At 70.5% G+C, this 13958-nt stretch carries 9 protein-coding genes and 1 riboswitch; of the genes, 7 read left to right on the forward strand and 2 right to left on the reverse strand.

Annotated features, from left to right (window positions below; all coding sequences use genetic code 11):
• Positions 1–142: 142 nt before the first annotated feature.
• Both AB0B83_RS07765 and AB0B83_RS07770 read right to left on the reverse strand, forming a co-directional pair.
• Positions 143–934, reverse strand: coding sequence for a GntR family transcriptional regulator (locus AB0B83_RS07765; RefSeq protein ID WP_357577499.1), 792 nt, complete (start codon positions 932–934; stop codon positions 143–145).
• 125 nt (positions 935–1059) lie between these two features.
• A complete protein-coding gene (locus AB0B83_RS07770; protein ID WP_101409578.1) occupies positions 1060–1929 on the reverse strand; it encodes a PAC2 family protein in 870 nt (289 codons plus the stop codon).
• 261 nt (positions 1930–2190) lie between these two features.
• On the opposite strand from AB0B83_RS07770, the gene metH reads away from it, so the two are divergent.
• The 7 genes from metH to AB0B83_RS07805 all read left to right on the forward strand — a co-directional run bounded on the left by metH (position 2191) and on the right by AB0B83_RS07805 (position 13885).
• Positions 2191–5706 (forward strand): methionine synthase, encoded by a 3516-nt coding sequence (metH, locus tag AB0B83_RS07775; RefSeq protein WP_357577500.1) that lies wholly within the window; start codon positions 2191–2193, stop codon positions 5704–5706.
• 116 nt (positions 5707–5822) lie between these two features.
• On the forward strand, positions 5823–6065 hold the full coding sequence (locus AB0B83_RS07780) for a hypothetical protein (RefSeq protein ID WP_357577501.1): 243 nt from the start codon (positions 5823–5825) through the stop codon (positions 6063–6065).
• 625 nt (positions 6066–6690) lie between these two features.
• A complete protein-coding gene (locus AB0B83_RS07785) occupies positions 6691–7032 on the forward strand; it encodes a hypothetical protein (protein WP_357577502.1) in 342 nt (113 codons plus the stop codon).
• 168 nt (positions 7033–7200) lie between these two features.
• Positions 7201–8265: an N-acetylmuramoyl-L-alanine amidase gene (locus AB0B83_RS07790; RefSeq protein ID WP_357577503.1), complete on the forward strand. Its 1065-nt coding sequence runs from the start codon at positions 7201–7203 to the stop codon at positions 8263–8265.
• Between the two features lie 329 nt (positions 8266–8594).
• Positions 8595–8811: riboswitch (cobalamin riboswitch) on the forward strand.
• 204 nt (positions 8812–9015) lie between these two features.
• Entirely contained in the window at positions 9016–11361 is a 2346-nt protein-coding gene (locus AB0B83_RS07795; protein ID WP_357577511.1) for a ribonucleoside-diphosphate reductase subunit alpha, read from the forward strand.
• Between the two features lie 35 nt (positions 11362–11396).
• Entirely contained in the window at positions 11397–12392 is a 996-nt protein-coding gene (locus AB0B83_RS07800) for a ribonucleotide-diphosphate reductase subunit beta (RefSeq protein ID WP_357577512.1), read from the forward strand.
• A gap of 293 nt (positions 12393–12685) precedes the next feature.
• Positions 12686–13885, forward strand: coding sequence for an IS110 family transposase (locus AB0B83_RS07805; RefSeq protein ID WP_357577504.1), 1200 nt, complete (start codon positions 12686–12688; stop codon positions 13883–13885).
• Positions 13886–13958 lie beyond the last annotated feature (73 nt).

Consider the following 13958-nt stretch of genomic DNA (forward strand, 5'->3'; position numbering starts at 1 on the left):
CCGCCGCCCCGCCGTGGGCCCGCCCCTCGCGACGTCGATCATGCAGTTGTGGTGCCTCGCAAAAGGTGCGTAACGGCGGTAGTTGCCCACCTGAAGTGCATGATCGACGGGGCGGGGTGCGAGGGTGGGGCGGAGGGGACAGTCAGCCGAGGACGAGGCCCGGGTCCGGGGTGGGGTCGGGGGCCGGGGCGGGGATCTTGTACTCCTCGGTCAGCGTGGTGACCGGGCCGGGCCAGGTGGCCTGGGCGACCTCGATCGGCTTGCGGTGGCCGTCGTAGGCCACGTGCAGCAGGTGCAGCACCGGGGTGTCGGGGCGGATCTGGAGGATCTCGGCCTCATCCCGGCTGGGCTGGCGGGCGCTGATGGTGTCGGTGGCGGAGACGTACCGCCGGCCGGTGGCCTCCTCGGCCTCCTGGTAGAGCGGCCGGCCGAACGCCTCGGCGCGCTCCAGCGAGGTGCCGGCGGTGTCGGCGGGCAGGAACCACGAGGCGCCCACCTCGACGGGGGAGTCCTCGGTGCGCACGAGGTGGCGGCGGCAGAGTAGCTCGGTGCCGTCGGCGACCCCGAACGCGTCGGCCACCTCCGGCGGGGCGGGGGCCCTGCCGACGGAGACGAGCTGCTGCCGGTACCGCGCGGCCAGGTCCGTGTGGTAGCCGCGGAAGCCACCGTAGCGGCCCCGGGAGAGCCGGTTGAGCCGCCGCCGGGTGCCTCGGACGTACGTCCCGGAGCCGGGCTTGGTGATCAGGATGCCCTCGACCCGCAACTGGTCGACGGCGCGCTGCACGGTCTGCTTCGCCACGCCGAACATCTCGGCGATGGCCGGGATGGACGGCAGCCGCTCGCCCGGTGCCCAGTCGCCGCGCCGGATCTGGGTCTTCAGCTGCGCGGCGATCTGCCGGTGCGGGAACTCGGCCGCCCCCGGGTTGATCTGCATACCCGCCTCCTCGATGACAGCTAGGTTCCTAGGATGCCTTAGGGGTGGTGACCGCGCCACCCCGGACACGCAAAAGACCGGCCCCGGACGACACGCGTCCGGGGCCGGTGCGGCAGGGGAGAGTGCTACCAGGAGCCGGCCGTGGGACCGGCGGAGCCGCCGCGGCGGCGCAGGTACTTCTCGAACTCCTGGGCGATCTCGTCACCCGTCAGCGGGGTGATGCCCGCGTCGCCGACGCGTTCCTCCAGCTCGCGCACGTACTCGCCGAGCTCGGCGTCCTGTTCGGCGGCGCTGCGCACCCGCTGCTCCCACTCGGCGGCCTCCTCGGCCAGGTCGGCCATGGGCACCGGCAGGTCGAGCACCTCCTCGACCCGGTGCAGCAGTGCGAGGGTGGCCTTCGGGCAGGGCGGGTTGTTGGCGTAGTGCGGCACGTGCACCCAGAACGAGACGGCGTCGACCTCGGCCTTGTTGCAGGCGTCGTGCAGCACGCCGACGATCCCGGTCGGCCCGTCGTAGCGGGTGGGGGTGAGCTGGTAGCGCTGGGCGGCCTCCGCGTCGGAGGCGCTGCCGCTGATCGGCAGCGGCCGGGTGTACGGCACGTCGGCCAGCAGCGCGCCGAGCACGACGACCCGCTCGACCTCCAGGCTGTGGCAGATCTCCAGCACCTGCTCGCAGAAGGTGCGCCACCGCATGCTCGGCTCGATGCCCCGGATCAGCACGACGTCCCGTTCGGTGCCCTCGGGGCTGGCCACCATGAAGCGCGTCGTCGGCCACTCCACCCGGCGGGTCTCGCCCTCGGCCATCGTGATCGTGGGGCGGCTGACCTGGAAGTCGTAGAAGTCCTCCGGGTCGAGCTCCGTGACCTGCCGGGCCTGCCACACCTGCTCCAGGTGCTCGACGGCGGCGGTGGAGGCGTCGGCGGCGTCGTTCCAGCCCTCGAACGCGGCGATCGCCACGGGGGACCGCAGCACCGGCAGTCCGTCGAACTCGGTCACGCCGTCACCTCACCCTGCTCGTCGGGGGCGGCGCCGGGACCGGACCCGGTCGTCCGCCCGCCGGGCGTGGTGCTGTCGCTGTTGTCCTTCACGTCCGTCAGCCTACGTGTCGGGGCGGGATGCGGCCCGTCGGCCGCGCCGGTCGAGCCCGGCTCCGGCCGGCCATACCACGATGAACCGGACAGCGTGATCCCGCTGACACAATGTGGGAAGGCACGTGCGGGGGAATCCATCGGCCGGCGACGGCACTAACCTGATCCTGTGCGGACCTCATTGCTCGACGTACTGGCAGACCGGATTCTCATCGCCGACGGCGCGATGGGCACGATGCTGCAGGCGGCCGACCTCACCCTGGACGACTTCGAGGGCTACGAGGGCTGCAACGAGGTCCTCAACGCCACCCGACCGGACGTCGTGCGCGGGGTGCACGAGGCGTACCTGGCCGCTGGCGCGGACTGCGTCGAGACCAACACCTTCGGGGCCAACCTGGCCAACCTGGGTGAGTACGACATCCAGCACCGCATCCGCGAGCTCTCCGAGGCCGGGGCCCGCCTCGCCCGGGAGGCCGCCGACGCGTACGCCACTCCCGAGCGGCCCCGCTTCGTGCTGGGCTCGATCGGTCCGGGCACCAAGCTGCCCACCCTGGGGCACGCCGACTACGCGACCCTGCGCGACGCGTACCAGGAGAACGCCGAGGGCCTGATCGAGGGCGGGTCGGACGCGCTGATCGTGGAGACCTGCCAGGACCTGCTCCAGGTCAAGGCCGCCGTCGTCGGCTCGAAGCGGGCCATGGCCCGGCTCGGCCGGACGGTGCCGATCATCTGCCACGTCGCCGTGGAGACCACCGGCACCATGCTGGTGGGCAGCGAGATCGGGGCGGCGCTGGCGGCCATCGAGCCGCTGGGCGTCGACCTGATCGGGCTGAACTGCTCGACCGGGCCGGCCGAGATGGGCGAGCACCTGCGCTACCTGTCCCGGCACTCCCGGATTCCGCTGTCGGTGATGCCGAACGCGGGCCTGCCGGTGCTGACCGCCGACGGGGCGTACTTCCCGCTGACCCCCGTGGAGTTGGCCGACGCGCTGGAGCGCTTCGTCACCGAGTACGGCGTCTCGCTGGTGGGCGGCTGCTGCGGCACCACCCCCGAGCACATCCGGGTCCTCTCGGAGCGCCTGCACGGCACGCGCCCGGCACCCCGCGAGCCGCGGCACGAGGCCGGCGTCTCGTCGGTCTACCACCCGGTGCCGTTCGCCCAGGACGCCTCCCTGCTGATGGTGGGGGAGCGCACCAACGCCAACGGCTCCAAGGCGTTCCGCGAGGCCATGCTCGCCGGCGACTGGCGGGCCTGCGTCGAGATCGCCCGTAGCCAGGCCCGCGACGGCTCGCACCTGCTGGACCTGTGCGTCGACTACGTCGGCCGCGACGGCACCCAGGACATGCGGGAACTCGCCGGCCGCTTCGCCACCGCCTCCACCCTGCCGATCATGCTGGACTCGACCGAGCCGGCGGTGGTCGAGGCGGGCCTGGAGATGCTCGGCGGCCGGTGCGTGGTCAACTCGGTCAACTTCGAGGACGGCGACGGGCCGGAGTCCCGCTACGCCCGGGTGATGCCCATCGTCCGCGAGCACGGCGCCGCCGTGGTGGCGCTGCTCATCGACGAGGAGGGGCAGGCGCGTACCGCCGACTGGAAGGTGCGGGTCGCGGGGCGGCTGATCGACGACCTCACCGGGCGGTGGGGGATGGACCGTGCGGACATCCTGATCGACGCGCTGACCTTCCCGATCGCCACCGGCCAGGAGGAGACCCGGCGCGACGGCATCGAGACCATCGAGGCGATCCGCGAGATCGCCCGCCGCTGGCCGGGCGTCAACTTCACCCTCGGCATCTCCAACGTCTCGTTCGGACTCAACCCGGCGGCCCGGCAGGTGCTCAACTCGGTCTTCCTGCACGAGTGCCGCGAGGCCGGCCTGACCAGCGCCATCGTGCACGCCAGCAAGATCCTGCCGTTCAACAAGATCCCCGACGCGCAGCGGGAGGCGGCGCTGGACCTCGTCTACGACCGCCGCCGCGAGGGCTACGACCCGGTGCAGAGGTTCATCGAGATCTTCGAGGGCGTGGACGCGGCGTCGGCGCGGGCCGGGCGGGCGGAGGAGCTGGCCGCGCTGCCGCTGGAGGAGCGGCTCAAGCGGCGGATCATCGACGGCGAGCGCAACGGCCTGGAGGCCGACCTGGACGCGGCGATGGCGCAGGGGCGCAGCCCGCTGTCCATCATCAACGACATCCTGCTCGACGGCATGAAGGTCGTCGGCGAGCTGTTCGGCTCCGGTCAGATGCAGCTGCCGTTCGTGCTCCAGTCCGCCGAGGTGATGAAGACCGCCGTGGCGTACCTGGAACCGCACATGGAGACCGCCGAGGACGGCGGCAAGGGCCGCATCGTGCTGGCCACGGTGCGCGGGGACGTGCACGACATCGGCAAGAACCTGGTGGACATCATCCTGTCCAACAACGGCTACGAGGTCGTCAACATCGGCATCAAGCAGCCGATCAACGCGATCCTGGAGGCCGCCGAGCAGCACCGGGCCGACGCGATCGGCATGTCCGGCCTGCTGGTCAAGAGCACGGTGATCATGAAGGAGAACCTCGCCGAGATGGCGTCGCGCGGGGTCGCGGAGCGCTGGCCGGTGCTGCTGGGCGGCGCGGCGCTGACCCGGGCGTACGTCGAGGACGACCTGCGGGCGATGTTCCCCGGCCAGGTGCACTACGCCCGGGACGCCTTCGAGGGACTGTCGCTGATGGACCGGGTGATGACGGCCAAGCGCGGCGGGGCGCCCGTGATCGACGCGGAGCGGGAGGCGGCCCTGGCGGCCCGGCGGGCGCGCCGCGAGCGGCAGCGGGCGATCGTCAGCGAGTCGTTGCCGGAGCTGGACGACGCCTCGGTGCGCTCCGACGTGGCCACCGACGTGGAGGTGCCCGCCGCGCCGTTCCTGGGCACCCGGGTGGTCAAGGGCGTGCCGCTGGCCGACTACGCGGCGCTGCTCGACGAGCGGGCCACCTTCCTCGGGCAGTGGGGCCTGCGGGGCGCCCGCAGCGGGCAGGGACCGTCCTACGAGGAGCTGGTGGAGACCGAGGGCCGGCCCCGGCTGCGCTACTGGCTGGACCGGCTGATCGCCGACCAGGTGCTGGAGGCGGCCGTGGTGTACGGCTACTTCCCGGCGTACGCCGAGGGCAACGACCTGGTGGTGCTGGACGAGAACGGGCACTCCGAGCGGGCGCGGTTCTCCTTCCCCCGGCAGCGGCAGGAGCGGCGGCTCTGCCTGGCCGACTTCTTCCGCCCGCGCGGCGACGAGCTGGACGTGGTGGCGTTGCAACTGGTCACCGTGGGGCAGCCGATCAGCGAGTACACGGCGAAGATGTTCGCCCGCAACGAGTACCGCGACTACCTGGAGGTGCACGGGCTGTCCGTACAGCTCACCGAGGCCCTCGCGGAGTACTGGCACCGCCGGATCCGCGCCGAGCTGACCCTGCCGGGCGGCCGTACGGTGGCCGACGACGACCCGGCGGACCTGGCGGGTCTGCTGCGCACCGACTACCGGGGCTGCCGGTACGCGTTCGGCTACCCGGCCTGCCCGGACCTGGAGGACCGGGCGAAGATCGTGGAGCTGCTGGGTGCGGAGCGGATCGGTGTGCAGTTGTCGGAGGAGTTCCAGCTGATGCCGGAGCAGGCGACGGACGCGATCGTGGTGCACCACCCGGAGGCGAGCTACTTCAACGCCAAGTGACGCGTACCCGGTACGCCGTAGTGCGAGTTTCGCTTTCTCGCAGCTCATCGACCTTTCGGACGAAGCGGTCGAGGCTGAGGGGTGAGGTGGCATCGCTGTCGTGGCAGCATGCGGCGGTGACCTTCGATGATGACCGGTACCTGGATGCCTTCGTCGACTACAGCAGGGGGCATCATTTCGTTCGACTTGACGTCGAAGTGCCAGCGGAGACTCTGACGGAAGGGTTGGCCGGTCCCGATGACGACGTGCCACACGGCTCGTTGTGGTTGTCGGCGGACCGGGCGGAGGCGCTGGCTAGGTCGTTGCTCAGTTGCGCGGCAGAGGTGAGGGAACAGAGCCGCAAGCAAACGCTTGAGTGACTAACCGGATGACGATCGGGTTGGACGCCGACGAGTTGCGCAGGCTGAACCGAGTTCCATTGGTTCTCCATTGCCCAGCACAACCGGACCAGGGTACCGGGCGTGTCCGCCGCAAGTACCGTCGGCTGGTCCGGGGTTACTGAGCCAGCCAGGACGGCAGGACCCTCGAATCCCGGTTCAATCATGATCAATTATAGGGGGCGCCCGGCTCCCTGTTGCTGTTGACAGCAACGGGCCGAGACGAGGGCGGCAACCGACTGTCGAACGCGGACAGCCGTCCGAGGCCGAAAACGGGGACGGCTCTGCCGGACAACGCGCTCACTTCTTACAGGCGAGGGGTTGGAGCCTGGGGCGAGCCCCAAGAATCATGCCGTTTCCAGGTCGTCAGAGGTGGACCAGAAGCAGCGAACGTTGACCGCCGACCATCAACGAAAGGGCAGCTCAGGGGTATCTCTTCCGTGTTGACCTGCTATGCCTTTCACTCTCGATCAATACAACGCCAAGTGGCGGGCGTCGGTGTGCTGAGCCGCGGCACCGTAGATCACTTCTCGTCGTCCGGTCTGTTGGGTGGACCGGGATCTACGCGGCCGGCGGCGGCGGTGCGCGGAGACGTATGGTCGGTCGCGTGTCCACCGACGAGGATCGTGAACGTCTCGCCGAGCAGCTGATGGCGCTGCCGGTTCGTGAACTCGTAGATGTCCTGCGGCGTGTGCTGCCGCACTTCACCGAGGACCAGTACGGCGTACGCACGACGTTGACCCTGGCCGCTGTCACCGACTACGAGGACGAGCCGGGTCTCGACGTGGAACTGGTCGCCTGGCCCGACCGTGACTACTACGACGGTGGACTCGGGATCGACCAGGGGCTGTGGGAGAACGGCCGTTGTGCACGGTGCGACGTCGAGGTGACGTCGAACGCCAAGCGCGCGTTCTGCCCGTACTGCGGGTCCGGCTGTGCCCTGACCTGAGCGCGTCCGACGATGGCGTGGACCCTCGATCGCCGGTGGTGACGGCGCGGCGACCCTCGGGGAGGAAACCTTCGAAGTCCAGATCAGTTAGCGTAGACATCTTTCATCAGGGATCGATCTGCCACTATATTGCGGGCACTGTCGATCTCTCCCGATGACGAGGTGCACATGTTCGACAACCGGACGCTGCGGCGGCGTACCCTCCTTGCGGCCGTCGCCGGTGCCGCGGCCGTCCCCATGGTCGCCGGCCCCGCGTGGGCGGCGCTGCCGAAGGTCTACATCGACCCGGGCCACGGCGGCACCGACCCCGGCGCGGTCGGCAACGGGCTGCAGGAGAAGGCCCTGACGCTCGACATCTCCCTGCAACTGCGCAACATTCTGCTGGCCAACTGGGCCGTCGACGTCCGGATGTCCCGCACGACCGACATCACCCGCAGCCTGGCGTACCGCACCGACGACGCCAACGCGTGGGGCGCGAACCTGCTGGTGAGCGTGCACATCAACTCCGGCGGTGGCACCGGCTTCGAGAGCTACCGGTACCCGACGTCGGACGCCGCCACCGTCAATCTGCACAACGCCCTGCACCCGAGGGTGATCGGTGGCATGCGGACGATCGGCGGGGTCACCGATCGGGGGCTGAAGACCGCGAACTTCCACATGCTGCGCGAGTCGGCCATGCCCGCGGTGCTGACCGAGAACCTCTTCATCGACTCCGTCGCCGACTCGAACCTGCTCAAGCGCGCCGACTTCATCACCGCCACCGCCCGTGGCCACGCCGAGGGCATCGCCGCCTACCTCGGCCTGAGCGCGCCCAACCCGCCCACGTTCAGCACCATCGTGGACAACACCACGGCGGGGCGGTTCACGGCGAGCACCAACTGGGGCACCTCCTCGTACTCCGCCCAGCGCTACGGGGCCGACTACCGCTTCGCCAACCCCACTCTGGCCAGCGACTCCGCCTGGTTCAAGGTGAACATTCCGGCGGCCGGCAACTACCGCGTCGAGGTGCGGCACCCGGCCGACCCCGGCTACAACAGTTCGGCCCCGCACGTCGTCGTCACCGCCTCGGGCAACCGCACGGTCAACGTGGACCAGCGCTCCAGCGGCGGCGTCTGGCGCTCGCTGGGCACCTTCGGGCTGGCCGCCGGGGACCGGAACCTGGTCGCGGTCAGCCGCTGGACCAGCACCACCGGCTACGTGGTGGCCGACGCCGTCCGGGTCACCCGGGTCTAGTAACGCTGCTGAGCTGCGGTCGGGCTGAGGCCGGGCGTTCGGCAGGCGTCGCCGCGCCACGCCTCGCGGCCCTCCTCCACCGCCACCAGCGCGACAGATCCACCCGAACGTGATCAGGACGCCATGGACGTGACCCTGCGGCTTTAGGGTCCATGGCGTCCTGATCACCGTTTGCGGGGCGCCGCAGCCAGAGAGCGCCACTGGTGCGCCGGTGCGCGGGTCGGTGCATCGACGTGGGCTTCTGGCTGGCGATCGACGGGCGTGACCCGCGCCGCCGACGACACGCCCGGGACCGACATGTGGGGTGTGACAACGGCGCCAACCCTATATATGGTGTCGGCGCAGCTGGTTCGCCCGCTCATCCGGAGTGGTCGAGGCAAGAGGGAACCCGGTGGGAATCCGGGACTGCCCCGCAGCGGTGAGTGGGAACGACCGCCGTCATCAGCACTGGGCCGCCAGCGGCCTGGGAAGCGACGGCCAGTAGGAGACCGGCGAGTCCGGTCGCGCCCGCGAGTCCGAAGACCTGCCAGTGCGCCGTACGCCCGCTTCCGGGTGTGTGGCGGTCCGAGGCCGCGTGGGACGGCCGACGCCATCCCGACGCGTTGCCCTGCCGCGCGTCGTCGTCGGTGTCCGCTCCCCGCGTGCCCAGGAAATCCGTCTGGGATCAAGGCTCGCGAGGAGTGAGTGGTGACAGTCACCGAGGTTTTTCCGGCCGACGATGCGGCCGTGGTGGGCCAGCGGCGACCGCAGATGCGGGTCCGCAAGCGCGACGGCGGCACCGAGGCGGTCGACGTCAACCGGATCGTCCGCGCGGTCGAGCGGTGGGCCGACGACCTCGCCGACGTCGACCCGCTGCGGGTGGCGACCAGGACGATCAGCGGCCTGTACGACGGGGCGACGACCGCCGAACTGGACCGGCTGTCCATCCAGACCGCTGCGGAGATGATCGGTGAGGAGCCGCAGTACTCGCGGCTGGCCGCCCGCCTGCTGGCCGGGTACGTCGACAAGGAGGTCCGCCGGCAGGGCATCGGCTCCTTCAGCGAGGCGATCCGGCACGGGCACGCCGAGGGCCTGATCGGCGACGACACCGCGGCCTTCGTCGCCGCCCACGCCGGCGCCCTCGACGCCGCCGTCGACCCGCGCGGCGACCTGCGCTTCGAGTACTTCGGGCTGCGTACGGTCTACGACCGTTACCTGCTGCGCCACCCGACGAGCCGGCTGGTGCTGGAGACCCCGCAGTACTGGCTGCTGCGCGTGTCCTGCGGCCTGTCGCAGGCACCGGACGAGGCGATCGAGTTCTACCGGTTGATGTCGAGCCTGGCGTACCTGCCGAGTTCGCCGACGCTGTTCAACTCCGGCACCCGGCACACCCAGATGTCCTCCTGCTACCTGGTCGACTCCCCGCGCGACGAACTCGACTCGATCTACCAGCGGTACGCGCAGGTGGCGAACCTGTCGAAGTTCGCCGGGGGCATCGGCATCGCGTTCTCCCGGGTGCGCTCCCGGGGCGCGCTGATCAGGGGCACCAACGGGCAGTCCAACGGGATCGTGCCGTGGCTGCGGACGCTGGACGCCTCGGTGGCGGCGGTCAACCAGGGCGGCCGGCGCAAGGGCGCGGCCTGCGTCTACCTGGAGCCGTGGCACCCGGACGTCGAGGAGTTCCTCCAACTGCGCGACAACACCGGCGAGGACGCCCGGCGCACCCACAACCTCAACCTGGCCAACTGGATCCCGGACGAGTTCATGCGGCGGGTGGAGTCCGACGGGATGTGGTCGCTGTTCGACCCCGACGTGGTGCCGGAGTTGCCGGACCTGTGGGGCGAGGAGTTCGACGCGGCGTACCGGGCCGCCGAGGAGCAGGGCCGCTACGTGCGGCAGGTCCCGGCAAGGGAGCTGTACGGGCGGATGATGCGCACCCTCGCCCAGACCGGCAACGGGTGGATGACGTTCAAGGACGCCGCGAACCGGCTGTGCAACCAGACCGCCGAGGCGGGCAACGTGGTGCACCTGTCCAACCTGTGCACCGAGATCGTCGAGGTCTCCAGCGACGCCGAGACCGCCGTGTGCAACCTCGGCTCGGTCAACCTCGCCGCCCACCTGGGCGCGGACGGCATCGACTGGGAGCGGCTGCGCGCCACCGTCCGCACCGCCGTGACGTACCTCGACCGGGTCATCGACATCAACTACTACCCGACGGCGCAGGCGGCGGCGAGCAACCCCCGCTGGCGGCCCGTCGGACTCGGCCTGATGGGCCTGCAGGACGTGTTCTTCGCGCTGCGGCTGCCGTTCGACTCGCAGGCCGCCCGGGAGCTGTCCACCCGGATCAGCGAGGAGCTGTACCTGACCGCCCTGGAGACCTCCGCCGACCTGGCGCGACGCTCGGGCGCCCACCCGGCGTACGGGCAGACCCGGGCGGCGCGCGGGCAGCTGCAACCCGACCTGTGGGGCGTCACGGGCACCCAGACGGCACGGTGGGCCGCGCTGCGTGAGCGCGTCGCCGCGTACGGGCTGCGCAACTCGCTGCTCGTGGCGATCGCGCCGACCGCCACCATCGCCTCGATCGCCGGCTGTTACGAGTGCATCGAGCCGCAGGTGTCCAACCTGTTCAAGCGCGAGACCCTGTCGGGGGAGTTCCTCCAGGTCAACACCGCCCTCGTACGCGAGTTGAAGGCCCGGGGCCTGTGGACGGAGCGGATCCGTTCGGCGATCAAGCGCGCCGAGGGCTCCGTGCAGGACGTCGCGGAACTGCCAGCCGAGGTGCGGGAGCTGTTCCGTACCGCGTGGGAGCTGCCGCAGCGGGCGTTGATCGACCTGGCCGCGGCCCGCGCCCCGTACATCGACCAGTCGCAGTCGCTGAACCTGTTCCTGGCCGCGCCGACGATCGGCAAGCTCTCCTCGATGTACCTGTACGCCTGGAAGGCCGGGTTGAAGACGACGTACTACCTGCGTTCCCGGCCGGCCACCCGGATCCAGCAGGCCACCGTCGCACCCGTCGGGCCGGCCCGTGCCGCCGGCGTCGTCGCGCCGGTGGCGACCGTCGACGAGGCGCTGGCCTGCTCCCTGGAGAACCCCGAGTCGTGCGAGGCCTGCCAGTGACCACCCAGACCACCAGCGAACCGAGGACCGTCCACATGCTGCTCGACCCGGGGATGGATCTCACCCTGCGCCCGATGCGCTACCCGCACTTCTTCGACCGGTTCCGCGACGCCATCCGCAACACGTGGACGGTGGAGGAGGTCGACCTGCACGCCGACCTCGCCGACCTCGACCGGCTCTCCCCGGCCGAGCGGCACCTGGTCAGCCGCCTCGTCGCGTTCTTCGCCACCGGCGACACCATCGTCGCCAACAACCTCGTGCTCAACCTCTACCAGCACGTCAACTCCCCGGAGGGCCGGCTCTACCTGTCCCGGCAGCTGTTTGAGGAGGCCGTGCACGTCCAGTTCTACCTCAACCTGCTCGACACGTACGTGCCCGACGAGGCCGAGCGCTTCGCCGCGTTCGCCGCCATCGAGAACATCCCGTCGATCCGGCGCAAGGCCGAGTTCTGCTTCCGCTGGATCGACTCGCTGGGCGAGCTGCGCCAGCTGCGTACCCGGGAGGACCGGCGGGCCTTCCTGCTCAACCTGATCTGCTTCGCCGCCTGCATCGAGGGGCTGTTCTTCTACGGCGCCTTCGCCTACGTCTACTTCCTGCGCTCCCGGGGGCTGCTGCACGGCCTGGCGTCCGGCACCAACTGGGTGTTCCGCGACGAGTCCATGCACATGGCCTTCGCCTTCGACGTGGTGGAGACGGTCCGTAGGGAGGAGCCGGACCTGTTCGACGACGAGCTGGCCGCTCAGGTGCGGCAGATGCTCGCCGAGGCCGTCGAGTGCGAGGTCCAGTTCGCCGAGGACCTGCTCGGCCAGGGTGTGCCCGGGCTGTCCCTGGCCGACATGCGCGAGTACCTGCAACATGTCGCCGACCGGCGGCTCGCGCAGCTCGGCATCCCCGCCCACTACGGGTCGACCAACCCGTTCGCGTTCATGGAGTTGCAGGACGTCCAGGAGCTGTCGAACTTCTTCGAGCGGCGCGTGTCGGCGTACCAGGTCGGGGTGAGCGGCACGGTGGCTTTCGACGACGACTTCTGAGCACGGGGCCGCGCAGGCCGTGCGGCCGTCGCGCCGGGACCGGACGGCCTGCCCGCCCGTTACCTTTTTGATCGTCCCCAGCCGGGGACCCTCGGTCGCCCGGCCCGGTATGACTGCCTGCCCCTGTCGTTCGGATGATCCGGGGGGTGTTGTCGCCGGGTCGGGTGGCGTCGGCGGACCGCTGATAGGGACACGGCCACCCGTGTTGGAGTAGGTCTCTTCGTAACGTGGCTGCCGGCAGTCCGACGCCCTTGACTGCGGCCGAGGCGGCAACGAGGTGTGGAGGCGGGCAGGTGCACGGCGGCTACGGCGTCTTCCTGGGCTTGGACGTCGGCAAGGGCGATCACCACGCGGTCGGGTTGGCTGCGGACGGCAGACGGTTGCATGATGCGCCGTTGCCGAACACCGAGGCCCGGCTTCGGCAGTTGTTCGACAAGTTGTCCCGTCACGGCACGGTGTTGGTGGTGGTTGACCAGCCTGCCTCGATCGGCGCCCTGCCGGTCGCGGTGGCCCGAGCGTGCGGTCATCAGGTTGCCTACCTGCCGGGGCTGGCGATGCGCCGCATCGCCGACCTGCACCCTGGCAACGCGAAGACCGATGCCCGGGACGCCTACGTCATCGCCGACGCCGCCCGCACCCTGCCGCACACGCTCAGGCGGGTCGACGTCGGTGACGAAGCGCTGGCGGAGCTGGAGGTCTTGGTCGGGTTCGATGACGACCTCGCTGGCGAAGCGACCCGCGTGTCCAACCGGATCCGTGGCCTGCTCACTCAGATCCACCCCGCCCTGGAGCGCGTCCTCGGCCCGAAGGTGCATCACAAGGCAGTCCTGGAATTGCTGTCCCGTTGCGGCGGTCCGGCTGGGCTGCGTAAGGCTGGCCGCCGCAAACTGCTGTCCATCGCCGGACCTCACGCCCCACGCATGGGCGACCGCCTCATCGAGCAGATCATGGCCGCACTCGACGAGCAGACCGTCACCGTCCCCGGCACCCAGGCCGCGGAGACGATTCTGCCTCGCCTCGCCGACAGCCTCCGAGATGTCCTGCGGCAACGCGACCAGGTCGCCGGCGAGGTCGAAAGGATGCTTGATGCGCACCCTCTCGCCTCGGTCCTGACCTCGATGCCCGGCATCGGCGTCAGGACCGCAGCCCGGATCCTGCTCGAAGTCGGCGACGGCACCGCCTTCGCCACGCCTGGCCACCTCGCCGCCTACGCCGGTCTCGCCCCCGTCACCCGACGATCCGGCAGCAGCATCCGTGGGGAGCATCCACCCCGAGGTGGCAACAAGCGGCTCAAACGGGCGTTCTTCCTCGCCGCGTTCGCTGCCCTCGCCGACCCGGTCAGCCGCGCCTACTACGACCGCAAACGCGCCGAAGGCAAACGCCACAACGCCGCCCTCATCTGCCTCGCCCGACGCCGCTGCGACGTCCTCTACGCCATGCTCCGCGACAAGATCCCCTACCAACCACGCCCCACCAGCCCCGTCCCCGCTTGACGAAACCCATAGGGACACCCCCCCCCGGGGGGGGCGCCCCCGGGCCGCGCGCGCGGGGGGGCCGCCCGCTACA

This window comes from Micromonospora sp. NPDC049060, assembly GCF_040649055.1.
In the GTDB taxonomy this organism is placed as follows: Bacteria; Actinomycetota; Actinomycetes; order Mycobacteriales; family Micromonosporaceae; genus Micromonospora; species Micromonospora reichwaldensis.